At 40.2% G+C, this 25177-nt stretch carries 19 protein-coding genes; 2 read left to right on the top strand and 17 right to left on the bottom strand.

The features are described 5' to 3' along the window. Positions 1–27: 27 nt before the first annotated feature. The 8 genes from G4D82_RS07025 to G4D82_RS07060 all read right to left on the bottom strand — a co-directional run bounded on the left by G4D82_RS07025 (position 28) and on the right by G4D82_RS07060 (position 15512). A complete protein-coding gene (locus G4D82_RS07025) occupies positions 28–2424 on the bottom strand; it encodes a GEVED domain-containing protein (protein ID WP_166335993.1) in 2397 nt (798 codons plus the stop codon). 108 nt (positions 2425–2532) lie between these two features. Continuing rightward, positions 2533–5103: a T9SS type A sorting domain-containing protein gene (locus G4D82_RS07030; RefSeq protein ID WP_166335995.1), complete on the bottom strand. Its 2571-nt coding sequence runs from the start codon at positions 5101–5103 to the stop codon at positions 2533–2535. 109 nt (positions 5104–5212) lie between these two features. Further along, positions 5213–8266 carry a T9SS type A sorting domain-containing protein gene (locus G4D82_RS07035; RefSeq protein ID WP_166335997.1) on the bottom strand — a complete coding sequence of 1018 codons (3054 nt, stop codon included), beginning with the start codon at positions 8264–8266 and terminating at the stop codon, positions 5213–5215. A gap of 108 nt (positions 8267–8374) precedes the next feature. After that, entirely contained in the window at positions 8375–10120 is a 1746-nt protein-coding gene (locus G4D82_RS07040) for a T9SS type A sorting domain-containing protein (protein ID WP_166335999.1), read from the bottom strand. A 58-nt stretch (positions 10121–10178) separates the two neighbouring features. Beyond that, a complete protein-coding gene (locus G4D82_RS07045) occupies positions 10179–11360 on the bottom strand; it encodes an AIR synthase related protein (RefSeq protein ID WP_166336001.1) in 1182 nt (393 codons plus the stop codon). 55 nt (positions 11361–11415) lie between these two features. Continuing rightward, a complete protein-coding gene (locus G4D82_RS07050) occupies positions 11416–12213 on the bottom strand; it encodes an OmpA family protein (protein WP_166336003.1) in 798 nt (265 codons plus the stop codon). A gap of 21 nt (positions 12214–12234) precedes the next feature. Then, positions 12235–13119, bottom strand: coding sequence for an OmpA family protein (locus G4D82_RS07055; RefSeq protein WP_166336005.1), 885 nt, complete (start codon positions 13117–13119; stop codon positions 12235–12237). 203 nt (positions 13120–13322) lie between these two features. Further along, positions 13323–15512, bottom strand: a complete 2190-nt coding sequence (locus tag G4D82_RS07060; protein ID WP_166336007.1) for a glutamine synthetase III family protein — start codon at positions 15510–15512, stop codon at positions 13323–13325. 198 nt (positions 15513–15710) lie between these two features. On the opposite strand from G4D82_RS07060, the gene G4D82_RS07065 reads away from it, so the two are divergent. Beyond that, positions 15711–16661: a TerC family protein gene (locus tag G4D82_RS07065; protein WP_166336009.1), complete on the top strand. Its 951-nt coding sequence runs from the start codon at positions 15711–15713 to the stop codon at positions 16659–16661. Between the two features lie 42 nt (positions 16662–16703). On the opposite strand, the gene G4D82_RS07070 is transcribed toward G4D82_RS07065, so the two are convergent. After that, positions 16704–17222 (bottom strand): hypothetical protein, encoded by a 519-nt coding sequence (locus G4D82_RS07070; protein ID WP_166336011.1) that lies wholly within the window; start codon positions 17220–17222, stop codon positions 16704–16706. A 106-nt stretch (positions 17223–17328) separates the two neighbouring features. On the opposite strand from G4D82_RS07070, the gene G4D82_RS07075 reads away from it, so the two are divergent. Beyond that, on the top strand, positions 17329–17550 hold the full coding sequence (locus G4D82_RS07075) for a hypothetical protein (RefSeq protein ID WP_166336012.1): 222 nt from the start codon (positions 17329–17331) through the stop codon (positions 17548–17550). A 51-nt stretch (positions 17551–17601) separates the two neighbouring features. Here G4D82_RS07075 and sucD read toward each other — a convergent pair whose 3' ends face one another. The 8 genes from sucD to G4D82_RS07115 form a co-directional block, all read right to left on the bottom strand. Beyond that, positions 17602–18474 (bottom strand): succinate--CoA ligase subunit alpha, encoded by an 873-nt coding sequence (gene sucD / locus G4D82_RS07080; RefSeq protein ID WP_166336015.1) that lies wholly within the window; start codon positions 18472–18474, stop codon positions 17602–17604. A gap of 89 nt (positions 18475–18563) precedes the next feature. After that, complete coding sequence (locus G4D82_RS07085; RefSeq protein WP_166336017.1) at positions 18564–18923, bottom strand: nuclear transport factor 2 family protein; 360 nt, start codon at positions 18921–18923, stop codon at positions 18564–18566. A gap of 1 nt (position 18924) precedes the next feature. Continuing rightward, positions 18925–19854: a UDP-3-O-(3-hydroxymyristoyl)glucosamine N-acyltransferase gene (locus tag G4D82_RS07090; protein WP_166336019.1), complete on the bottom strand. Its 930-nt coding sequence runs from the start codon at positions 19852–19854 to the stop codon at positions 18925–18927. A gap of 66 nt (positions 19855–19920) precedes the next feature. Further along, entirely contained in the window at positions 19921–20487 is a 567-nt protein-coding gene (efp, locus tag G4D82_RS07095; RefSeq protein WP_166336021.1) for an elongation factor P, read from the bottom strand. Between the two features lie 36 nt (positions 20488–20523). Continuing rightward, entirely contained in the window at positions 20524–21309 is a 786-nt protein-coding gene (gene lpxA / locus G4D82_RS07100; RefSeq protein ID WP_166336023.1) for an acyl-ACP--UDP-N-acetylglucosamine O-acyltransferase, read from the bottom strand. 45 nt (positions 21310–21354) lie between these two features. Beyond that, the gene (locus tag G4D82_RS07105; protein WP_166336025.1) at positions 21355–22743 is read right to left on the bottom strand and encodes a bifunctional UDP-3-O-[3-hydroxymyristoyl] N-acetylglucosamine deacetylase/3-hydroxyacyl-ACP dehydratase; all 1389 of its coding nucleotides are present in this window, start codon (positions 22741–22743) and stop codon (positions 21355–21357) included. A 3-nt stretch (positions 22744–22746) separates the two neighbouring features. Next, positions 22747–23778 carry a UDP-3-O-(3-hydroxymyristoyl)glucosamine N-acyltransferase gene (gene lpxD, locus G4D82_RS07110; RefSeq protein ID WP_166336027.1) on the bottom strand — a complete coding sequence of 344 codons (1032 nt, stop codon included), beginning with the start codon at positions 23776–23778 and terminating at the stop codon, positions 22747–22749. An 84-nt stretch (positions 23779–23862) separates the two neighbouring features. Then, complete coding sequence (locus G4D82_RS07115; RefSeq protein ID WP_166336075.1) at positions 23863–25095, bottom strand: HD domain-containing protein; 1233 nt, start codon at positions 25093–25095, stop codon at positions 23863–23865. Positions 25096–25177 lie beyond the last annotated feature (82 nt).

Below are 25177 nucleotides of genomic sequence, written 5' to 3' on the forward strand. Positions count from 1 at the left end.
GGCTTTAGTCGTAAAAATTAGGAGTTGTTACTCTTTACTAATTTTAAAGGTCTTTGTCTTGTCGTTTACAAAAACTTTTACCAGATAAGTTCCAATAGGTATATTACTTAAATTAATATTCGCAGAGGTTGTTAACACTGTTTGATTAATAACTTGTTGCCCCAACAAATTATAAACCAATACCGCAGTAATTGGTTGCTTGTTACTAATCGATAGATAATCATTCACAGGATTCGGATAATAATTTAAGTCCGAAAAATCAAAATTATTATTGTTTAACGTGGCGCTCCAAGCAGCTATCTTAAAGGTACCTTGTACATTGTTACCATACTCCCAAACTCGGGCATAAATAGTTTGTCCAGCGGTTAAGCCTGTCAAATTTAATTTGGAAAATGAACCTACTCCTTCATCGTCACTACAACCGATTGCTGTTAGGTTGTCACAACTTCCTGTGAATACACTCATACCTGAATCAATAAATGGAGAGCCAGGATTGGCTTGTAATTCAATAGTGATTTTACCATCGGTAGGAACAATTGTACTAAACCAAACATCACCTCCGAAACCTAAAGCTGCACAAGTAGGATTGGGTATTCCTATGCTTGTTGATGCATCTAAGTTGCTGGCAATGATGGCGTGTTCAGCAAATGTTGTTCCCGCAGTCAATTCTATCGCATTGATACACTCGTCATTGGCTATTGGTGGTGGAAGTGTTGTAAAAGTGTATGGTCCAATCCAATTGCTGTACTGATTGTCTACACATACGGAACGAACATAAAATTCATAGCTTGTGCCATTGGTTAAATCAGAAATTAATAGCGGACTGGTGCTATTTGGATGTGATGGCAAACCAGTTGGTAAACCAGAACCTGCTGGACCAAAATGAAGATCAGAGCCTAAAGGATTACAGACAGAAACCCAAGTCAAGGTGGCATTGGTAGCATTTACGCTACTGGTTCCAAGATTTGTTGGAGCTATACAAATACTACCCTCTTCAATTGTAATATCATAATCCTCCGTTTCTCCGTATTGATAATTCGCGCAAGGATCAATATTTGTTGCAAGAGTATTCCAAACATCCCTGATTCTCATCCTGTGCAAACCCGGCAAAGCATTACAATCTAAGGTAATTTGAAAAGTTCCTGTTCCACCACCACCAATCTCGGCGGTACTTCCTACTCTTTCATTAGCTTCAAAAAAACCATTATCATTGTAATCAATCCAAGCGGTCACGTTTTGCTGTCCGAAACTTCCCACTGTTACATTCAATTCATAAGTATAACCCATTTGAAGTGATGCGGTGTAATTTTCTTGCCCAGTAAAATAGGTATAAGCCGGATTCACTGGTTCAGTACCGCTGTTATTAGACAAAGTAGTCCCTGTGATATTTACATTCGAAATTAGATCTCCATCAGTTTTCCCAGTGGTGTAGGTTGGTGTGCAAAAACAAAGAATTGCACTATTAACAGTCACTTGAACTGGAGTACTAATAGCGCTTTCACTTCCACAACTTACCAAACATTGATAGTAATTCGCGAGCGTTTGATTCGTTGTTAAAATCGAATTATTGGCTAGAGGAATGTCTGAATATTCTACACCATCAAAAGAGGATTGCCATTGGTATGAAACTCCAAAACCTGCAGTTGGATTTTCTAAACTCAACTGAAAATTAGTTCCGGCGCATACACTTGATACACTTGAAACGGTATTACCTGGAACAGGAACTCCATTACAAGGTGGCCCTAGGGTGAAAGTAAATTTTTGCCCAACTAAAAACTCAGTACTGTTGATGAGGTTATTAGCAGTAATATTCGATGATGTAGCCGAAGTCAAGTTTGGTGTAATACTCAGAAATGAGCCGGAATCATTTAAGCCAACAGAAGCCGATAAGTTTCCAACAGGATTCATGGTAGGCCCGTAAATAAATTCAATTACTCCAGTTGTTTCATACAATCGCATTTTGAATGAACCAAATGCAGTAGCACTTTGAGAACCATTCCCTCCTAAATTGATATTGTCCCAACCTATTTCTAATATTTGATCTGGTGTTGATCCAGACAATGCATATTGAATAGACCCTGTGTTGCGATTGTGATCATCCCAAAAAGCGGCTATTAAAGGTCTCTGTGCTGCATTATTAGCCAAAATATTGGTCCAAGAACTACCAGCAACAGGGTTTCCTAATCGAATAAAGCCGTTCGTACTGATGCTGAAAGTAGTATAAGTGGCACTACCATAACTAAAATCAAAACCTATTGGAATATCATTTTGTGAACCATCATCACCTGCTGCTGTTGAAGGAGTTCCAACCACTGGTGTATATGTTTCGGTTGATTGACTAAACACATAATCAGCTACAGACTGCGCTTGAAGGCCAAATCCATTGAAAGCTAAAAATGAAAATAGAATAGTAACTTTTTTCATATATCAAGTATTGAATTGATTTCTAAAGTAATAAAAAAACTAATACAAAGAAATAATATAAAAAAAGCCGCCCATTAAAGGCGGCTCTTAAAATTTATTAATCAAAGATTACTCTTTTACAACTTTAATTGTTTTAGTTTGATTGTCAGCTGTTACTTTAACGAAATAAGTTCCGCTCATTAAATGCGACATGTCAATTTGAGACATATTATTATTTAATGACTTGGCAATCACTTGTTGACCCAATAAATTAAATATAGCTACATTCGAAATTGTTTTATCTAAAGACAAGTTCAAAACATTCTTTGCTGGGTTTGGATAAACTCTGAAATTAGCACTTTCAAAAACACTATTTGCTAATGAAGCATCATAAGCAGACAATTGGAATTCGCCATCAGCAGAAGATCCCCATTTCCAAACACCGATGTAAAGTGTTTCACCTGGTGTAAGATCAGCTAAAACAACTTTTGAAAAGTTACCATTTCCATCATCGTCATTGCAACCAATTTCAGTTAAAGCATCACAAGTGCCTCTGTACACACTAACCACTGAATCGGTCATCAATGTTCCGTCTGTTGTGTCTGTTTCAATAGTTAAAGTACCAGAAGCTGGTGCTACTACGCTATACCATACATCATTTGATCGGTTGGTTTGGCAGCTAAAAGCAGGCAGTCCTGTAGCAGATGTTGAACTCAAATTAGACCCAATGATTGGAGAAGTAGCAAACTCTCCACCAGCAGTAATTTCAATAGCACCACTACAATCATCATTTGCAGGTGGCGGTGGTGGTGTTCCAATACATACATCAAAGGTTGAAGTTTGTCCAGTGGTCGCAGTCCATGAATACACTCTTAAATAGTAGGTGCTTCCAGGAGTCAAACCTGCAACAGTACTAGCATTAGGATCCGAACAAGTATTAGGAACTAATGTCAAACCTGAACAATCACCCGTCCATAAAGAATGGTATAAATCGGTGGTTCCTCCTGTAATATTCAGTAAACTAATGGTATGAATTTCACTACTTGCTACAAAACTAAACCAAATATCGTCGTCTTCTGTTCCTCCACAAGCATCTGAATCAACTGAAGACGGAGTAGCAGAAGCAATAGTTCCTGCTGTAACTTCAGTACAGCTAGCATCAGCATTTACGTTTAAAACATAAGCACCATCGCATTCATCGTTAGCTGGTGGTGGAGGCAAAGTTCCTACACAAACGTCGAACGTTGTATCTTGTAGAGGCAAATTGGTATAGGAGTATACTCTAATGTAATAAGTATCACCTGGTGTTAATCCAAAATCGATACTATTCTCTGGATCGGAACATGAATTAGGAACCAATGTCAATCCGCTACAGTCACCTGACCATAAAGAGTGGTACAAATCAGTTGTTGAACCAGCTACATTATTTAGACTAATAGCATGAGCCGTTTCTGTTGCTACAAAAGAAAACCAAACATCATCATCAGCAGTTCCGAAACAAGTTGTGTCAGTTACTGAAGAACCTGTAGCTCCAGACAAAGTTCCAGTTGTTGTTGAACCACAAGCCATATCTGAATTAACCGTTAATGAATAGGCACCATCGCATTCGTCATTAGCAGGTGGTGTTGCTGCTTCTGCACAAGTAATAGCTAAATCAAAAACTACTGCTGGGTCACCATTAATATAGTTACCAACGTGCATAAAGTAAGTTGTTCCTAACGTTGAAACAAACGATACCGAAGCAACTGTTTCGCCAGTTCCAGCAGCAATCAAACAATCACCAACTGTAAAACCTGCACATGTGCCATCAGTACTAGGGTAAACTTCAATTTGTGGAAATTGCACGGTTGCGGTTGCTGTCACGGTAATAACTTGACCATCGCCAACAAAGCTATACCAGATTTCATCTCCAATGGTTCCTAAACAAGAAGCATCTGTTCCACCTGTAGCACCTTCTGTTACCTGATTGGTTAAGGTATCACCGCAATTCAATACAATGGCATCTTCACATATATCATTTGTTGGAGGACAAGCGTAAGTTACAAGTGGCCCACTAGTTATATTACAAATCGGAGTTTGGTCATTAGTTACTGTCAGATTAACAGTTGTTCCGAACGGATAAGGACCAAAAGTAACTAAATTGGGAGAAGAAACCGATTGAGAAGCACTGCCTTGATCGTCGGTTACAGTTATTGAAGCAGCATCACCAACATTGGTTATGTCTACATCGATAGTAAAAGTTGAAGACCCGCAATCATAGGCTTTGGCGAAAGTAGCCGTAGGCATAATGCATGGCGGAACTCCACAAACATACGAGCGCGTTCTAAAGTCTTGATTGTCGGTACATAAATCGTCAGCATGTGTGTAGAAACGAATTTCTCCTGTTACATCGGCTACCCAAGTTAATGGTGAAAGTCCGAAAGTTGCTGCTGAAGTACCTTCATCACTACTAATGGTGATTAAATCAGTAGGCAATGAACTACTAAAAGTGTATGTTTCGCCTTGAATGACCGTTATTCTAGAGTATTCACCAGCATAGCCCGCTGTTGTAGCAACTGTTGTAGCAATTCCATCACAAGTAGCTGCCGTTATTGTAGCGGTAGGCCATTGCCCGTTAGGGTCAGTTAAACATTGTGCATTACTAACGGAAATTCCCATGATTGCCATACACAACAATAGTTTCAGTGTAATTTTTTTCATATAAAAATATTGAGAAGTTAATATTTCATAAATGTATAAAAAATAAGTTAGGATGAAATAAAAAAAACCACCCGAAGGTGGTTAAAATTTATAAAGTGATTTTAGAAGATTACTCTTTTACAACTTTAATCGTTTTAGTTTGATTGTCAGCAGTTACTTTAACGAAGTAAGTTCCGCTCATTAAATGCGACATATCAATTTGTGACATACTACTGTTTAATGATTTGGCAATCACTTGTTGACCTAACAAATTGAATACAGCAACATTTGTGATGTTTTTGCTGTAAGAAAGATTCAAGTAATTCTCAACAGGAACTGGGAAAGCTTTGAAGCTGCTATTATCAAAAGACTCATTAGCCAATAAAGAAGCATCGTAAGCAGACAACTGGAATTCACCATCTGATGAAGTTCCCCATTTCCAAACACCAATGTACAAAGTTTCTCCTGGTGTTAAGCCTGACAAAACAACTCTAGAGAAGTTGCCATTACCGGTATCATCGTCACAACCTACTTCTACTAATGATCCGCAGCTTCCTCTGTAAACAGTTATTACAGAATCAGTCATTGCAGTTCCTGGAGCAGCATCTGTTTCAACTGTTAATGTCCCTGAATCTGGTGCAATTACAGTATACCATACATCGTTGAAACGATTAGGTTGGCATGAGAAAGCTGGCAAACCTGCTGTTGTGGTTGAGCTAACATTCGAACCAACCACTGGAGAAGTAGCAAACTCCCCGCCTGCAGTAATTTCAATAGCACCAGTACAGTCGTCATTAGCTGGTGGTGGTGGTGGTGTTCCTACACAAATATCAAATGTTGAAGTTTGACCTGCTGTAGCTGTAGAACTATATACTCTTATGTAATAAGTTTGACCCGCTACTAAACCAGTAGGAACGCTAGCATTGTTATCAGAACAAGAACCTGCAACCAGTGTCAAAGCACCACAATCTCCAGTCCAAACAGAATGGAATAAATCAGTAGTTGAACCAGCAACGTTATTTAGATTAATTGCTTGAATAGCATCAGTAGCAACGAATGAGAACCAAACGTCGTCATCTTCTGTTCCACCACAAGCAGCAGTATCAACATTCGAAGGTGTAGCAGAAGCAAGAGTAGCCGATTCAAAAACAGCACAACCCATATCTGAATTAACTGTCAAAGCAATTGCACCATCGCACTCATCATTAGCTGGTGGTGCTGGTGGTGTTCCGATACAAATATCAAATGTTGAAGTTTGACCTGCGGTAGCTGTCCATGAATAAACTCTTACATAATAAGTATCTCCAGGAGTCAAACCAGCAGCTAAGCTGTTGTTAGGATCTGAACAAGTATTGGGTACCAAAGTCAAGTTATCGCAATCAGCTCCAGTCCATACTGAATGATATAAATCTAAAGTAGAACCAGCAACATTGTTTAAGTTGATGTAATGTGAAGTTCCAGTAGCCACAAATGAGAACCATACGTCATCATCTTCTGTTCCGCCGCATGCAGCAGTATCAGTATTAGAAGGGGTTGCAGAAGCAATGGTACCTGAAGTAAATTCGGTACAAACAGCATCAGCATTAACATTTACAGCAATAGCTCCAGCACAGTCATCGTTAGCTGGCGGTGGTGGTGGTGTGCCGATACATACATCAAATGTAGAAGTTTGACCTACAGTAGCCGTCCAAGAATAAACTCTTAAGTAGTATGTTTCTCCCGGAGTCAATCCGTTAGCAGTACTGTTATTTGGATCTGAACATGTATTTGGAACCAAAGTCAAGTTATCGCAATCAGCACCTGTCCAAACTGAATGGAACAAATCTGCTGTAGAACCAGCCACATTAAGTAAGCTAATGGTATGTGAAGCATTAGTAGCTACGAAAGAAAACCAAACGTCGTCATCTTCTGTACCTCCACAAGCAGCTGTATCAGTAACAGAAGCACTAGCAGCTGCAATAGTACCTGGAGTAACTTCTGCACAGCTGAAATCTGGGTTAACAGTCAAAGCAATTGCACCTAAACACTCATCATTTGCCGGAGGACAACCTGTCAAAAGTTGTGCAGGGCTTACCAATGCACATCCGGGAGTTTGATCGTTAGTAACAGTAATTACTACTGATGTACCAAAAGCATAAGGACCGAAAGAGACTACACCAGCAGCGCTTAGTGATTGTGACGCACTACCTTGGTCATCAGTAATAGTAACCGAAGAGGCTGAAGCCAAACTAGTCACATTAACATTTACAGTGAAAGTTGTATCTGAAGGGCAGTTGGCCACTTTTTCAAAAGTAGCTACAGGCAAACAAACTGAAGGATCTGACAAACTGATGTTGAACTCACCTTGCTCAGAACCACCGCTCCATACTTGAACATAATAAGTCTCGCCTGCAGTCAATGTTGTTAATGATTGTGTGAAAGGCGTTGTCAAATTAGCATTACATGCTATACTAGTAAGCGCATCACATGCTCCTGAGTAGATTGCAAAATTTGCAGATGTCATTGTTCCGATGGTTACTGTGCAATCTACAGTTGATGATGGCGCAACAAATGAGAACCAAACATCCTGAATAGAACCAAAGGTGTCACAGGTTGGTTGTGTAGCAGTAACGTCACCGTATGAGTTGTCTGAAGTTAAGATAGAACCATCTACTTCAAGATTCAAAGCAGTCAAACAAGTTTGGTTTTCAACCGCTGGTGGATTTACAGCATCGCAAGTAACATCCATGGTGTAGGCTCCTGTACTTGTGGCATTCCAACCTTCGATGGCAATGTAATAGGTGGTCGAACCATCTGAATTGAAACTCAATCTGGAACGGGTAGTCAGACCAACACCACAAGAGTTGTCGTCATCATTGGCAATCACCAAAGTAAGGTTGCCTGAAGTTCCAGTGTAAACCATGACAGAGGTGTCATAAGAAGAGTTACACAAATTAAGGGTTACAGTTTCTGGCGAACCCGAACCTGTGTAAGAATACCAAACGTTTGGGGCATCCATGTCTGCTCCAAAACCATCAGGGGCATTGTCTTCGTCGAGAGTCGCTCCTGCCGTAGTACCGGAGAAATTGTTCCCACAAGAAATTGCCTCTGCATTTGCAAAGTTGTCATTGGCTTGTGCGTTCATTGCCACTGAAGACAATAACAAACCAACACCCAACAAAAGATTAAAGGTAATTTTTTTCATTGTTGTTTTTTTAGTTAATAATTTCCAAAAATAGTAAAATAAGATTGACTTATAAACAAGAAAACCACCCTAATTGGATGGTTCTCAGATTTTTTAACTAAATAGATTTTACTGCTTCAATATTTTAACAGTTTTAACCAGATTATCTGCATTGATTTTAACCATATACACACCTTTTGCAAGTGTTGATAAATCAATTTGCGAAATATGAGCGGTAGAAGATTTAGTAAAGACTTGCTGTCCAACCATATTAAATACTTCTACATTTGAAATATCCTTATCATAATTAAGATGCAAAACATCTGTCACTGGGTTAGGATATGTTTCAAAAGTTCCGCTATCAAAAGTACTATTACTAAGCGATGGATTAGCTAATCTGAGAGTGAATGTTCCTTGCTCAGCAGCATTGCTCCATACTTGCACACGATATACATTTCCTGCAACAAGGCCTGTCAAAGATTCTGTAGTCGCGGTTGTTAAGTTGGCGTTACAAGCACCTGTTACTGCTTCTAAAGCACCGCAATCTCCTGAATAAACATTAAAGTTTGCTGAAGTCATGAATCCATTGGTTACTGTTACATCAACTGTTCCCTCTGTGGGTGCAACAAAGGAGAACCATACATCTTGAATCGAACCAAAAGTATCGCAACTTGGCTGCACCGAATTAATTGTTCCAAAAGAGTTGTCAGATTGTACATCTGTGTTGTCGATTTCTAAAGCAAGGGCAGTATCGCAAGATTGGTTCTCAACTGCAGGCGGGTTGACTTCACTACAAGTTACCTCCATTGTAAAATCACCCAAACTAGTGGCATTATAACCTTCTACCGCAATATAATAAGTAGAGGTTCCATCTGAAGTAAATGATGTTCTCGACCTAGTATTTAAAGGAAATGCTCCGCAAGTTGCATCATCGTCATTTCCTCCGATTAAAGCAAAAGAACCCGGTGAACCTGTATAAATCAATACCGAAGTATCATAAGCAGACCCGCATAAATTCAGGGTGATGGACTCTGCAGCACCAGAACCAGTATAACTGAACCAAACATTGGGCGCATCCATATCGGCTCCAAAACCATCTGGAGCATCATTCTGATCTAAAGTTGCAGCCGCTGTGCTTCCGGTTAAAGTATTTCCGCAAGCAATCGCAATCGCATTTGCAAAATCATCATTGGCTGGAGGGCAAGCAGCCTGAGCAAAATTAGCACTAGTAACTGTACATACATCAGAATCGTCGTTTACCGCTGTAAGTGATACTGTTACTCCATTGTCGTATGGACCAAAAGTAAGCAAACCAGTTCCGTTAGCTACTTGAGGTGTACTTCCTGCTTGATTGTCAGTGATTGTAATAGCAGCTGCAGAACCCATTGATGTTACATCCGCAGTGACATTGAAAGTGGCTTCAGGACAATTTGAAACTTTAGTAAAGGTAATCTCTGGCAAAGTACAAGGCGCAATTCCACAAACAATTCTTCTGGCTCTGAAAGTTTGATTTTCTGTACATATTTCGTCGGCGTGTGTATAAAAACGAACTACACCATCAATATCAGCTACCCAGGTCAAGGGCGAAGTTCCAGATACCGTTGCAGTCACTCCATCATCAGAGCTGATGGTGATGTAATCCGTTGCAATGGAGCTAGAAAAAGTATAGGTTTCTCCTGCTACAACATTTACGTTAGAGTATTCTCCAGCGTAACCAAGGGTAGTAATTGAATTTACTGTAATTCCATTGCAGGTAGCCGGCGTGTAGGTAGCGTCAGGATACAGACCGTTACCTGCTTCCAGACACTGAGCATTCACCGAGGCGGTAAACAATACTGCAATGACAGAAAATAGATTAAACGTAATTTTTTTCATCTTAAAGCTTTTTAGGATTAATAATGCTCTAAAATAAAAAAAAATGACAATAAGCAAACTATTTATACTCAAACAACCCGTAAACACTATTGATTGTAAGCCTTTTCTCATCTGAAGCGACTACCCTACCAATAATCTGTGCCGGAACACCAAAAGATTCCGATATAGTAATAATTTCCTGAGCAGTACTTTCTGGCACATACAATTCCATACGATGCCCGCAGTTAAACACTTGGTACATTTCTTTCCAGTCGGTTTTAGACTGATATTGAATGAGTTCAAACAGAGGCGGAACCGGAAAAAGATTGTCTTTTATGACATGAAGATTTTCGATAAAATGCAGGATTTTGGTCTGTGCACCACCACTACAATGCACCATACCGTGAATATCTTTTGCAGTAAATTTTTCTACTATTTTTTTGATAATCGGCGCATAGGTTCTGGTTGGGGAAAGCACTAATTTTCCAGCGTCAATCGGCACGTTAGGGATGAAATCCGTCAATTGCATTTGACCGGAATACACCAAATCTTCGGGCAACAAATCGTCATAACTTTCGGGATATTTTTTAGCCAATGCATTTGAAAAAACATCATGCCGGGCCGAAGTCAGCCCATTGCTTCCCATGCCACCGTTGTATGATTTCTCGTAGTTCGCCTGACCGAATGAAGCCAAACCTACAATCACATCGCCCGCTTGAATATTCGCATTGTCTATCACCTCTGCCCTCTTCATTCGCACTGTTACCGTAGAATCGACAATAATCGTACGAACCAAATCACCAACATCGGCTGTTTCGCCACCTGTGGAATAAATATTAACACCAAAGGTTTTTAGTTCAGAGATGAGTTCTTCGGTTCCATTGATAATCGCCGCAATGACTTCACCTGGAATACGATTTTTATTTCTTCCGATAGTAGACGACAGCATAATATTATCGACAGCACCCACACACAAAAGATCGTCTATATTCATAATCAGGGCATCTTGGGCAATGCCTTTCCAAACCGATAAATCTCCGGTTTCTTTCCAGTACATATAGGCTAAAGACGATTTGGTTCCGGCTCCATCAGCGTGCATCACCAAACAATAATCTTCATGACCTGTGAGATAGTCCGGGACAATTTTGCAGAAAGCTTTGGGAAATAAACCTTTGTCGATATTTTTGATGGCTTGGTGCACATCTTCTTTTGATGCAGATACGCCACGACCGGCATAGCGTTTAGAATTTTCTGAACTCATTGTAGTGTGTTGTTGTGGCGCAAAGATAGGAAAATGACTTTTAGAAACAGAGGTATTAGTTCTCCAACACCAATATTTCTACACGGCGGTTTTCTTCTTCTTCCTGCGCATTTTTCTCTGGAATCGGATGAATTGGGTCGCTTGTACCGTAACCTTTATAAGTCAAGCGTTTGCGATTGATTTTTTTGTTCACCAGATAATTGTAGATGGCCCGGGCACGCATCACCGAAAGTTCATTAATGTCAAACACTTTCTGGCAGCAAATATGACCTTGGATTTCGATTTTAAGTTTCGGATTGTCTTCTAAAGCACACAATAATTCTACTAGAACCGGTCGTGATTTAGGCAAAATTCTCGGTGTCATGTTGTAGAAATAAATGTTTGGAAGCTTGATCTTCTCGCCCACTTTCGCTTGTTTGAACCTTTCACCTAACGGAAGTAAATCTTTGTCTAAAACCACTGCGGTTGGAAGAATTTCCTTTTTCTGCTGGTAAACCAAAAGTACTTTTCTGTTTTCAGCTTGTACATCGGATTGCTCAAAATCTTCGCCAAAACCTTTGACTTCGAATCCGTCAATTACTTTGATGTTTTTCAGTTTCAAGTAATCCAGAATGGTATGAATGCGTTTCAAGGATAAAGAGTCATTATAGGTATTGGTTCCTTTCCAATCGCAGAAGCCATAGATTTTCGTGACTTCAATTTTAGGATTATTGGCAACCCAAGTTTGCAGTTGTTCGATGGCCGTTGGATTGAGCTGATGTTTGTCGAAATCAAAGAAGACCGTGAGTTGGTCTTGAGCAAAAACACAAGAAACATTCAATAGGAACAACAAAATAAAACCGTATTTCTTCATCGCTATTGAATTTTAAGGAAGTTAATGCGACACTATCAGAATTTCAACCCGGCGGTTGGCCGCCCGTTGGGCTTCGTCTTTCTCTGGAATCGGAAAGATAGGTTGCGTACTACCGAAACCTTTATAAGTAAGGCGCTTTTCGTTGATTCCGTTGGCGACCAAGAAATTGTTGATGGCTTTGGCACGTTGGGTCGATAAATCCAATCGGTCGGTCGGCATGCAACACAAATGGCCTTGTATTTCGATTTTAAGTTTTGGATTTTTCTGCAAAACAACTAAAAGCTCATACATTTTGCCGCGCGATTCGGGAACGACAATAAAAGTATTGATTTTGAAATTCAGGTTCTCGATTTTGAGCTTCTCGCCTACTGCCGCTTCACCGAGTTTTTTCATAAAGTCTACGTCGAGTTTGTATTCGGATTTTGTGCCATCGGGATTGTCTAATGCTAGCTTTTCTGGGTAACGAATGATTTCTCGAATTTCTTCTGCTTTTTCGGGTGCTTTGATGCCGAGGATTTCGTTCTCGCGCGGAATATCTTTTGCCTCGAGGTAGAACAAAGTGACTTTACGATTTTCTGCTTTGGTTGTTGAAAGTTGATGCAATTCGCCGAAACTTCGGGTTTTGAAATCGTCGCGGATTTTGATTTGGTCTTTAATTAGGTTGAAAATGGAATTGATGCGCTTTTTTGCCAAAGTATCATTGTAACCGCTGGTGCCGTCTTCATCAGTAAAACCGTGGATACCGACGATCTTGACTTCTTTGTTGGCTGCAATCCAATCGCTTAGATTTTTGGTTTCCTTGGAATTGAGTACAAATTTATCGCTGTCGAAAAAAACCGAAAACTGCTGCTGCCCGAAAACGAAAGCTGAAAAAAGCACACAAACAATTGACAAAACCAGTTTCATAAGCAGTTTTATTGGAGAACGAAAGGTAAGAAAAAATGTTGTTGGTTTCAGAGAATGGCAATACCAACCGATAGCCCTAGCCCCGATAGTAGTGAAAGCCCGCAGCTTTGCGAGGACTTGCAGCGAATAGCGGGATCAGCTTCTAAAAAAACATAAAAAAACCCACACATTCAGTGCAGGTTTTTAATAGATTGAATCGGTTCTTATTTGGTAAATAACAACTCGCGGTATTTGGTCAGCGTCCAGACTTCGTCATCGACCAAAAGTTCGAGTTTGTCGCAGTGCTCGCGGATGACCTCGAAATAAGGCTTCACTTTCTCGCAGTATGCGTCGGCCATTTTTTCCATGCTGGTTAGGGCATTGGCTTTTCTTCTGGCCTCGGTCATTTCCTCGACTTTGCTGTTGATGCCTTCGATGTGCGAAGAAATTTCTTTTATCAAAATGATTTGCTCTTTGGCAATTTTTTCGAAGTCTTTTCCGAAGATTTCTTTCAAGCCGCGCACGTTTTCAATTAGTGTATTTTGGTAACGGATTGCAGTTGGAATCACGTGGTTTCTGGCGATATCACCAAGCACACGACCTTCGATTTGAATCTTTTTAGTGTATTCTTCTAGTTCGATTTCGTAGCGCGCTTCCATTTCGACGTGGTTCATGATACCCATTTCCTCGAACAAAGCCAATGCTTCTTTGGATGCTCTTGCTTTCAAGGCTTGTGGCGTCGTTTTGAAATTGCTCAATCCGCGTTTTTTGGCTTCTTTTTCCCAAGCTTCACTGTAACCGTCGCCTTCGAAAAGGATGTTTTTGGATTGCTTGATGTATTCACGCAATACGTTGAAAATCGCTTCGTCTTTCTTCAAACCTTTCTTGTCAATCAAAGCATCGACTTCTTTTTTGAAATCTTTTAACTGCTTGGCTACGATGGTGTTCAAGGTAGTCATTGCATTGGAACAGTTAGCCGAAGAACCTACCGCACGGAATTCAAATTTATTTCCAGTAAAGGCGAACGGCGAGGTTCTGTTACGGTCAGTATTATCTAACAATACATCTGGAATTTTACCTACAACGTTCAATTTCAAGTCGGTCTTTTCCTCCGGCGATAATTTGCCTGAAGTGACTCCTTCGAGTTCGGCTAAAACTTTAGTTAATTGTTCTCCGATGAAAACCGAGATAATCGCCGGTGGTGCTTCGTTGGCTCCTAAACGATGGTCGTTGCTCGCCGTCGCGATAGAACCTCTAAGTAAAGCCTCATAAATATTCACCGCTTTGATTGTGTTGATAAAGAAAGTCAGGAATTGCAAGTTGCTCATTGGGGTTTTGCCCGGACTCAATAAGTTCACGCCGGTATCGGTCGCCAAAGACCAGTTGTTGTGTTTTCCGGAACCGTTCACGCCTTTAAAAGGTTTTTCGTGCAGCAACACTTTGAAATCGTGGCGCTCGGCTACTTTCTGCATCACATCCATTAGCAAACAGTTGTGGTCTACAGCCAAGTTGGTTTCTTCAAAAATCGGTGCGAGTTCGAATTGGTTTGGCGCTACTTCGTTGTGACGGGTTTTAACGGGAATTCCGAGCAACATACATTCTTGCTCCAGATCTCTCATATAAGTGAGCGCGCGCGTTGGAATCGAACCAAAATAGTGGTCATCCAATTGTTGTCCTTTTGCGGAAGTGTGTCCTAGTAGGGTTCTTCCGGTCATCATCAAATCAGGACGCGATTGTGCGAGCGATTTATCGACCAAGAAATATTCTTGCTCCCAACCCAAAGTGGCGGTTACTTTCTTGACGTTTTTGTCGAAAAATTTGCAAACTTCCGTAGCAGCATCATCCATAGCAGACAAAGCGCGCAACAAAGGAATTTTATTATCTAAAGCTTCTCCTGTGTAGGAAATAAAAACGGTAGGAATACACAAAGTGGTTCCAAAGATAAACGCCGGCGAAGTTGGATCCCAAGCGGTGTAACCTCTGGCTTCAAAAGTATTTCTGATGCCGCCGTTCGGAAAACTCGAAGCATCTGGCTCTTGTTGTACCAATTGGCCGCCACCGAATTTCTCTAACGGATCGCTGCCGTCATAAGAAGTTTCAAAGAAGGCATCGTGCTTTTCAGCCGTGGCACCTGTTAAAGGTTGAAACCAGTGTGTATAATGAGTCACGCCTTTAGAAAGTGCCCACTCTTTCATACCCATGGCAATATAATCTGCTAGTTTACGATCGATTTTGGTTCCGTGCTGTACGGCATCTCTAACTCCTTTGAAAGCATCTGGAGTAAGGAATTGCTTCATTGCTTTGTCATTAAAAACATTGGATCCGAAAATTGCGGATTTTCTTCCGGCTTCTTCAAATTTCACCGGAGTTCTGTTAGACGATTCTTTTAAAGCTTGAAATCGTAATGTTGCCATAAAATTAATTTTTAATGTTATACCCTAATTATTTCGAGGCAAATATATAAAATAATGTTTCCAATATTAAATAACCCCTATTTTTTTATAGGGTTTTAGATGAATTACACAAAATTACAGCCCAAAAACATATTTATTAATCTTTCTTGCACTTCTTAGGGTATGGTTTATATTTGCGCAATACCTAAATAATTTAAAATGATTGGCTGGACTTTATTTATTATCACGATTTTATTGTTTTTAGCATTAGACTTGGGCGTTTTCAACAAAACACCACATGTTATCAGTTCTAAAGAAGCCGGCAAGTGGACCGCTATTTGGGTAACTACGTCTTTCATTTTCTCCGGCGTGGTGTATTGGATGTACCAATCAGGCATGACGCTCAATCCAGACCAGCTCAAACCGCACACAGCCATGATCAAATATATTACGGGCTATTTGATTGAGTTGTCATTGAGCATTGATAACATTTTCGTAATCGCAATTATTTTCAGCGCATTCAAAATCAAGCAGAAATACCAACACCGGGTTTTATTTTGGGGTATTATTGGCGCAATTGTTTTCCGTGGGTTGATGATTTTCTTTGGTGTGATGCTGATTAATAAATTCAGTTGGACCACTTATTTGTTTGGAGCCTTTTTAGTATTTACCGCTTTCAAGATGCTTATTACCGACGAAGAAAACGAATTCAAACCTAAAGAATCTATTATATATAAGATATTGGGCAAAATTGTCCCGATTACTACCGAAACACACGGACCTGATTTTTTTATCCGCAAAGAAATGAAAACCTATGCTACTCCTCTATTTGTAGCTTTGGTGGTCATTGAAGTGATGGATGTTTTGTTCGCCGTGGATAGCGTTCCTGCAATTTTAGCGATTACTTCCGATCCGTTTTTGGTTTTGAGTTCTAACATTTTTGCGATTCTCGGCTTGCGGTCGATGTATTTCTTTCTGGCCAATATGCTGGAGAAGTTCAGTTGCTTGGAATACAGTCTGATTGCTATTTTGACTTTTGTCGGGCTTAAAATGCTATTACACGATTATATTGAAGTTCCGGAATGGGCTTCGCTCGGGTTTATTGGCATGTCACTTTTAATTGGCGTGTGGGTTTCGTTGAAAAGAGATGCTGCCAACCACAAAGCATAAAAAAACCGTCTAATTAAGACGGCTTTGTATTTTTATTTGAATTTAGTTCAGGCTTTTAATTTTACTTTCATCAATGTGATACGCTTTAATTACGGCTTCGTAGTCAGATAAATCGATGGCATTTGCATTTCCTTTATTGGCGAACTGGCCGGGAATAACTACCACTCTGAAAGTCTGATCGTATAAAAGTTCCGGTGATAAGGCGATGTTATAATTTCCACCGGCATATATTGAAAAATCAACTCGGCTGAAGTCGTAGTCGTAATCAAATTCATTACCATTATCTAAATAGACTGTTCTCGGAATCGGTTGCCAAATCGGTGTTTGAGAGTTAATTGTACCCGACAATCTGTATATCAATACACTGTCTTCAAGATTCGTACTGATGGATCTTCTGAAACTATAGTCGCCGTTTTGATCTAGCGTAATATCTGCGTTTTGGTATTCATAAACCGCCGCTTCAGCACTATAACCGGTTTCGCCTCTCGGGCCTTCCGGACCTTCACAACCTGCAAAAATCAAAGAACTTGTTATCACTAAGAGTAAAATTATTTTTTTCATGACTTCTAATATTTTAAGTTTCGCCGCCGCCGTTTCAAATACCGAACCAAAAAAAGCAGTCAATGTTTATTTATGATTATTTTTGGAAACAACTAATTCAAACTTCATGAGTTCTAAATTTGATACTTTAAAACAAGATGTTCAAGAAATCATTGATTTGATGGCTGCCAAGCAATACATCGATGCTAACTATAAATTACTTGACGCTGCCGAATATCTTGACGAACTGTTAGATCATTCTGAAGCAGATGAGGATTTAATCGAGATTAGTAAATACCAAGTACTATTGAACCAGTTGCAGCAAAAAATCAGCACTGCGATTAAATAAAAAAAAGCCCCACAAAATTTGCAGGGCTTTTTCAAATATCTTCCGAGAATATTATCCCATAATCTCTTTAACTTTTTTACCAATCTCTGCCGGAGAATCAACCACGTGAATACCGTTCTCGCGCATGATTCTTTTCTTAGCTTCGGCAGTATCGTCAGAACCACCAACAATCGCACCTGCGTGACCCATGGTTCTTCCTTTTGGCGCGGTTTCTCCTGCGATGAACCCTACCACCGGTTTTCTGTTTCCGTCGGCTTTGATCCATTTGGCGGCGTCGGCTTCGAGTTGTCCTCCGATTTCACCAATCATTACGATACACTTGGTTTCAGGATCATTCATCAGCAATTCAACTGCGGCCTTAGTAGTAGTACCAATGATTGGGTCGCCACCGATTCCGATAGCAGTCGTGATTCCCATTCCTTGTTTTACCACTTGGTCTGCGGCTTCGTATGTTAAAGTTCCTGATTTAGAAACAATTCCAACGCTTCCTTTTTTGAAAACAAAACCAGGCATAATCCCAACTTTAGCTTCTTCAGGAGTAATTACTCCAGGACAGTTCGGCCCGATGAGTGTGCAATTTCTTTCTTTGATGTATTCGTTCGCACGGATCATATCGGCTACCGGAATTCCTTCGGTAATCGTGATAATGACTTTGATTCCGGCGTCGGCAGCTTCCATAATGGCATCTGCAGCAAAAGCAGGTGGAACGAAGATGATAGTGGTATCGGCACCAGCTTGGTCTACCGCGTCTTTCACTGTATTAAAAACCGGACGATCTAAGTGCATGGTTCCTCCTTTTCCGGGAGTTACACCACCTACTACGTTGGTTCCATATTCAATCATTTGTGAGGCGTGGAAAGTACCTTCGCTACCGGTAAAACCTTGAACGATAATCTTTGAATTCTTATTGACTAAAACACTCATTGGGTTGATATTTTTTTATGTTGTTTTTTTAAACGCTATGCAAAAGTAAGCATTACATCCTACTTTCATAATTTATTTTCCAGAAATTATTAAGGCAATTGACTGATCTGAAAACCGCGGTACAGCTTGTCGTCTTTCACTTCCCAAATCACCATAAAATGGGCCAAGAGCATTTCTTCACGCGGGTTTTCTATGGTTTTAATGTAGTGTGAATAACGAACTGTAAAGGTATTTCCGTCTTTCAATAAATGGCTAATTTTCGCTTTGGAACGCACATACGCTTTACCAAGTTCTCCTGCTAACGAAAGTATTTGTTCACGATTCAGTTGTTTGTGGCCGGTACTGCTGTTCCAATCCAAGGCAAAATCAGGATGCAAGTAACCGTCCATGATTTCGCTATTGATTAGTGCATCGGATTTGTAAAAATCCTGAACCAATTTCTTAGACATGCTATTTTAGTTTATTTAAAATTTCTGGAATTTTTTTCACATTCGCCAATTGCTTGAGCTTTTCGCGAGATTCTTCAATCGGCGTCCCGAAATAAGATTTCCCGCCTTCAACCGATTTGGTTACTCCGGTTTGCCCCATGATGACTGCCTTTGCCCCTATGGTAATACCGCTGGTAGTTCCAACTTGGCCCCACATAGTTACTTCGTCTTCAATCACCACGCAGCCTGCAATACCGGTTTGCGAGGCAATCAGACATTTCTTTCCAATTACGGTGTCATGCCCAACATGCACTTGATTATCGAGCTTGGTTCCGGCTCCAATAGTGGTATCGCCGGTTACGCCTTTGTCAATCGTACACAAAGCGCCAATCCCTACATTGTCTTCTATCACTACGCGACCACCCGAAAGCAATTGATCGAAACCTTCCGGACGCTTCTTGTAGTAGAACGCGTCACCACCAATCACGGTTCCTGCGTGAATAATCACATTATCGCCAATGACGGTATCATCGTATATCGCCACATTAGAATGGATCAGGCAATTTTTGCCAATCACCACATTGTTCCCAATAAAAGTATTGGGTTGAATTAAGGTGTGCTCACCGATTTTGGCCGACGGAGAAATCGACAAACTCGAATGTTGGAAAGGTTTGAAGTGCTTAGTGAGTTTGTTGAAATCGCGAAACGGATCGTCAGAAATGAGTAAAGCTTTACCTTCAGGACAAGCTACTTCTTTATTAATCAAAACAATCGTTGCCGCAGATTGCAGCGCTTTGTCGTAATATTTGGGATGATCAACAAAAACAATATCGCCGGGCCCAACCACATGGATTTCATTCATACCAAGAACCTCAAAATCAACATCGCCAATAAACCCGCAGCCGAGCAAATTCGCAATTTCTTGTAAGGTATGAACTCTATGAAATTTCATGTTGATTTAAAGATTTGAGGATTTTATAATTTGAAGATTGAATGCTTAGCTTCCTACTTTTCAAATTTATTCTTTCACACGTTCCATGTATTTTCCGGAAGCGGTATCAATTTTAATCTTGTTTCCTTCCTCGATAAATAAAGGAACGTTAATCGTAGCACCGGTTTCTACTGTAGCTTGTTTGGTGGCGTTTGTCGCTGTGTTTCCTTTGACGCCAGGTTCAGCATACGTAACCTCCAGAATAACTGAAGCCGGCATATCTACCGATAAAGGCAAATCAGTTTCTGTATTGATTTGAACCATCACTTCTGAGCCTTCTTTCATCAACTCAGGAGCATCTAGCGCATTTTTGTTGATGGTGATTTGCTCGAAAGTTTCGGTGTTCATAAAGTTGAATTGTTCACCTTCGGCATATAAGTATTGGAATTTATGGGTTTCTACGCGTATTTCGTCAATTTTGTGGCCTGCCGAAAAAGTATTGTCAATCACTTTTCCGTTAGTGACACTTTTTAGTTTGGTACGCACGAAAGCCGGTCCTTTTCCTGGTTTCACGTGAAGAAACTCGATAATTTTATAAATGTCGTGGTTGAATTTGATGCACAATCCGTTTTTAATATCTGCTGTAGATGCCATTTGTATGTATTTGGTTATTTATTATTTGATTATTGATTAGTAGTTGCCCGAGTAGCCTTTCATAATACCTCGCGAAGAATTTCTGATGAAGTCTAGAATTTCGTCTCTCTCGGGTGTGGCTTCCATTTCGGCTTCGATAATGCTTACCGCTTGGGAAGTATTGTAATTCTTCTGATAAAGGATTCTATAAATGTCTTGGACTTCACGGATTTTGTCGGTTGAAAAACCCCTTCTTCTTAACCCTACCGAATTGATTCCGACATACGAAAGCGGTTCTTTCGCAGCTTTGGTGTATGGCGGAACATCTTTTCTGACCAATGATCCTCCGGAAACCATGGCATGATCGCCAATGTGGATAAACTGATGAATCGCTGCCAAGCCACCAATCACAGCATAATTGCCGATGACGACATGGCCGGCCAATGCCACACCGTTAACAATGATGGAGTTGTTTCCGATAACGCAATCGTGCGCTACGTGAGCATAAGCCATGATAAGGCAATTGTCACCAACAGTAGTTTGTCCGGAAGCGACAGTTCCTCTGTTGATGGTTACACATTCCCGTATTGTGCAGTTGTCGCCGATAATAGCTAGAGAATCTTCGCCACCGAATTTTAAATCTTGAGGAATCGCCGAAATCACTGCGCCAGGAAAAATATTGCAATTCTTGCCGATACGCGCGCCTTCCATGATGGTTACGTTAGAGCCAATCCAAGTTCCGTCTCCGATAACTACATTATTGTGTATGGTTGTAAAAGGCTCTATTACGACGTTCTTGGCTATTTTCGCGCCCGGATGAACATAGGCTAAAGGTTGGTTCATTTGTTTTATTTTATACTCTTTTGCAAGGTTTGCTCTGGAGTTGGTTTATTGTTTTTTAGAGATTTGTGCCATCAGTTCAGCTTCAGCAACTAATTTCCCGTTGGCGTATGCGTTGGCTTGCATATGACAAATACCGCGGCGAATCGGGCTTATTAAATCGCATTTGAAAATTAAAGTATCGCCGGGCAACACTTTTTGCTTGAACTTCACATTGTCGATTTTCATGAAATAAGTCAAGTAATTTTCAGGATCGGGAACTGTACTTAAAATTAGAATTCCTCCGGTCTGCGCCATTGCTTCTACAATTAAAACACCCGGCATTACCGGCGCTCCGGGAAAATGGCCTACGAAAAACGGCTCGTTCATTGTTACATTTTTCAAACCTACCACGTGCGAATCAGACAATTCAAAGATTTTATCGACCAATAAGAATGGTGGGCGGTGCGGCAACATCGACATGATTTTGTGGATATCCATCAACGGCTCTTGATTCAAATCGTAGCAAGGCACAAAATTCCGCTGCTCGATTTTAATCATCTTGGAGAGTTTCTTCGCGAATTGCGTGTTTACAAAATGTCCTGGCTTATTCGCTATCACTTTTCCTTGTATTCTAGTACCAATCAAAGCCAAATCACCAATCACATCAAGCAACTTGTGGCGCGCGGCTTCATTCGGGTAATGCAAAGTAAGGTTGTCCAGAATTCCGTTGGGTTTTACTGAAATTTGTTCTTTTCCGAAGGCTACTTTAAGGTTGTTCATCGTTTTCTCGGAAATATCTTTATCAACGTAAACAATAGCGTTGTTCAAATCGCCACCTTTGATCAAACCTTCGTCAAGTAAAGTTTCTAGTTCGTGTAAGAAGCTGAAAGTACGCGCATCGGCAATTTCGGATTTGAAATCGGCCATTTTTTTCAAAGTTGCATTTTGTGTCCCTAAAACTTTAGTGCCAAAATCAACCATGGCAGTCACTTGGTATTCGTCGCTGGGCATCACTAGAATTTCGCTTCCGGTTTCTTCGTCGGTAAACGAAATATTCTCTTTCACCACATATATATTGCGCTTGGCTTCTTGCTCGACAATACCTGCTTTTTCAATCGCTTCTACAAAGAATTTTGAAGAACCATCCATAATCGGCGGCTCAGAAGCATTCAATTCTACAATCACGTTGTCTAAATCGCAGCCGATAAAAGCAGCCAAAACATGCTCTGAAGTTTGGATTTTCACACCCAATTTCTCTAGATTGGTTCCTCTTTGCGTATTGACGACATAATTGGCATCGGCTTCAATAACCGGAGAACCTTCGAGATCCACACGAATAAATGTGAAGCCATTATTTTCCGGTGCGGGTTTGAAAGTCATTTTCACTTCTTTTCCGGTATGCAAACCAACGCCTACCAGAGAAATTTCATTCTTAATGGTTTTCTGTTTCACCATCACTTAATTATTTTTATGGATTGTTTTCTTGAGTTCGTCTAATTCGTTGATAATTTTAGGCAAGTTGCGAAAATGAACATACGACTTACTATAATCAGTGTAGCCAAATGCTGGACTACCTTGCAAAACTTCATTGTCTTTGATGTTCTTTCCTATGCCTGATTGCGCTTGAATTCTGACGTTATTGCCAATCACCAAATGTCCGGCAAAACCGACTTGTCCGCCAATAACGCAATTCTTTCCGATTTTCGTAGAACCTGCTACTCCAGTTTGTGCTGCAATTACAGTATTCTCACCGATTTCAACGTTGTGGGCTATTTGAATTTGATTGTCAAGCTTCACGCCTTTTCTAATAATAGTAGAACCCATTGTAGCGCGGTCTATTGTCGTTCCTGCGCCGATATCAACTGCATCTTCAATAATCACGTTTCCAATTTGAGGGATTTTAGTATAAGTACCGTCAGTATTCGGGGCAAAACCAAAACCATCCGCGCCGATAATGGCTCCGGAATGGATTACGCAATCGTTCCCAATTTGTGTTTCGGAATAAATCTTGGCTCCGGCAAAAACCGTTACATTGTTACCTAACACAACGTTATCACCTACGAAACTATTCGGATAAATCTTAACATTGTTCCCAATTTGAACATTCGATCCAATGTAACTGAAACTTCCGAGGTAAAAATTCTCGCCAAATTTAGCCGTAGTTGAAACCGTTGAAGGCTGCTCAATACCTACTTTACTGGCCTTTTTGGCCTCGTCGTAAAAAGTAAGCAACTTGGTAAACGACAAATAAGCATCATCAACTTTAATTAAAGTTGTGCTGATTTCTCCTTCTGGAACAAAGGAATTGTTCACCAAAGTAATACTGGCTTTTGTTTTGTAAATATATGATTCGTATTTCGGATTGGCTAAAAATGCGATACTGCCCTCTGCGCCTTCTTCAATTTTTGACAACGTCCAGACTTCGGCATTCGGGTTTCCGACGACTTCGCCTTCGAGAATTTTCGCTATTTGCTCTGCAGTAAATTTCATCTATAAAATTCTGATTCCTTCGGACTAGCCGAACACGAGGTAACCTTCGTGCGCACAAAAATATAAAAAATAGCTTTTAAAAGTTCAATTTTCCAAGAGTTGTTTTGGATAGCAGATATAATACTTGGTAACGGGTTTAGACAAGGCTTTCAAATTCAGTTGGTCTGAAGCTTCAACAACATCTTCAATAGATTTGTCTTTCTTTAAGATATGAATTGGTTCGGCTTCTTTGCTGTACGCCTGATTTTTGATTTTCCCTTTAAAAATAAAGTACTCTGAATCTTGAATGGAAATACCAGCTTGGGAAGAAAGCTTTTTTTGAAGCGCTTCGATTTCCGTACTCAGGAATTTCTCGCTGCTGAGTTTAATTTTAAGCAAATCACGGTTGATGATCATTTTACTTAATGAACTCAGAATAAAATCATCTTCATATTGCCATACCTTCAAGGCACTCACAATATCATAATCGTCCAGCTGGGCAAACTGGGCCAAAACCTCAGGGTTGAAATCTTCTTTTTCAATTTTATTTTTCAAGAAAAATGACAAAGATTTACTGGCTGGTAAAACTATTCCTTGTAAGGTTAATGCTTTAGCTCTTTTTAGCGTTTTGGTTAAAATAAGTTCCGCTACTAAGCTTGTTTTGTGAAGATAAGCTTGCCAATACATCAGCCTTCTAGCCATCAAAAATTTCTCAATGGAGTAGATTGCTTTTTCTTCCATCACCAACACATCGTCCACAACATTGAGCATTTGAATTAAACGGTCTGAATTAATATTGCCTTCTGCCACGCCAGTATAGAAGCTGTCACGTTTGAGGTAATCCATGCGATCCATATCGAGTTGACTGGAAATCAGTTGCAACATGAACTTACGCGGATATTCGCCTCTGAAAATTTGAATGGCTAACGACAATTGGCCTTTAAATTCCCGATTGAGTTCATTCATAAACAGCAGCGAAATCGACTCGTGGTTGACATTCTCAACAATACTGTGCTCCATGGCATGCGAAAATGGTCCGTGCCCAATGTCGTGCAATAGAATCGCAATCAGCAGTGCATTTTCTTCCTCTTTGGAAATCTGCACCTCTTTGAATTTCAACACTTCTATGGCTTTCTGCATCATGTGCATGCAACCTAAAGCGTGATGAAACCTAGTATGATGCGCTCCGGGATACACCAAATAAGACAAACCCATCTGCGAAATACGACGCAAACGTTGAAAATAAGGATGCTGAATCAAATCGTAAAGCAACGGATTCGGTATCGTGATGAAGCCGTAAATCGGATCGTTTAGAATTTTAAGTTTATTCACAGAAATACTTCTTTAGGCGAGCAAATATAAGGAATTTCTAGCCTGAAGATTTCTAGATTTGTAGATTTACAAATACCCTTGAAAATAA

Origin of the sequence: Flavobacterium lotistagni (assembly GCF_011392125.1) — a bacterium.
Lineage (GTDB): Bacteria > Bacteroidota > Bacteroidia > Flavobacteriales > Flavobacteriaceae > Flavobacterium > Flavobacterium lotistagni.

Bases quoted from the DNA above. Each gene is read 5' to 3' on its own strand.
- G4D82_RS07025 (WP_166335993.1), bottom strand. From the start codon at position 2,424: ATGAAAAAAGTTACTATTCTATTTTCATTTTTAGCTTTCAATGGATTT.
- G4D82_RS07030 (WP_166335995.1), bottom strand. From the start codon at position 5,103: ATGAAAAAAATTACACTGAAACTATTGTTGTGTATGGCAATCATGGGA.
- G4D82_RS07035 (WP_166335997.1), bottom strand. From the start codon at position 8,266: ATGAAAAAAATTACCTTTAATCTTTTGTTGGGTGTTGGTTTGTTATTG.
- G4D82_RS07040 (WP_166335999.1), bottom strand. From the start codon at position 10,120: ATGAAAAAAATTACGTTTAATCTATTTTCTGTCATTGCAGTATTGTTT.
- G4D82_RS07045 (WP_166336001.1), bottom strand. From the start codon at position 11,360: ATGAGTTCAGAAAATTCTAAACGCTATGCCGGTCGTGGCGTATCTGCA.
- G4D82_RS07050 (WP_166336003.1), bottom strand. From the start codon at position 12,213: ATGAAGAAATACGGTTTTATTTTGTTGTTCCTATTGAATGTTTCTTGT.
- G4D82_RS07055 (WP_166336005.1), bottom strand. From the start codon at position 13,119: ATGAAACTGGTTTTGTCAATTGTTTGTGTGCTTTTTTCAGCTTTCGTT.
- G4D82_RS07060 (WP_166336007.1), bottom strand. From the start codon at position 15,512: ATGGCAACATTACGATTTCAAGCTTTAAAAGAATCGTCTAACAGAACT.
- G4D82_RS07065 (WP_166336009.1), top strand. From the start codon at position 15,711: ATGATTGGCTGGACTTTATTTATTATCACGATTTTATTGTTTTTAGCA.
- G4D82_RS07070 (WP_166336011.1), bottom strand. From the start codon at position 17,222: ATGAAAAAAATAATTTTACTCTTAGTGATAACAAGTTCTTTGATTTTT.
- G4D82_RS07075 (WP_166336012.1), top strand. From the start codon at position 17,329: ATGAGTTCTAAATTTGATACTTTAAAACAAGATGTTCAAGAAATCATT.
- sucD (WP_166336015.1), bottom strand. From the start codon at position 18,474: ATGAGTGTTTTAGTCAATAAGAATTCAAAGATTATCGTTCAAGGTTTT.
- G4D82_RS07085 (WP_166336017.1), bottom strand. From the start codon at position 18,923: ATGTCTAAGAAATTGGTTCAGGATTTTTACAAATCCGATGCACTAATC.
- G4D82_RS07090 (WP_166336019.1), bottom strand. From the start codon at position 19,854: ATGAAATTTCATAGAGTTCATACCTTACAAGAAATTGCGAATTTGCTC.
- efp (WP_166336021.1), bottom strand. From the start codon at position 20,487: ATGGCATCTACAGCAGATATTAAAAACGGATTGTGCATCAAATTCAAC.
- lpxA (WP_166336023.1), bottom strand. From the start codon at position 21,309: ATGAACCAACCTTTAGCCTATGTTCATCCGGGCGCGAAAATAGCCAAG.
- G4D82_RS07105 (WP_166336025.1), bottom strand. From the start codon at position 22,743: ATGGTGAAACAGAAAACCATTAAGAATGAAATTTCTCTGGTAGGCGTT.
- lpxD (WP_166336027.1), bottom strand. From the start codon at position 23,778: ATGAAATTTACTGCAGAGCAAATAGCGAAAATTCTCGAAGGCGAAGTC.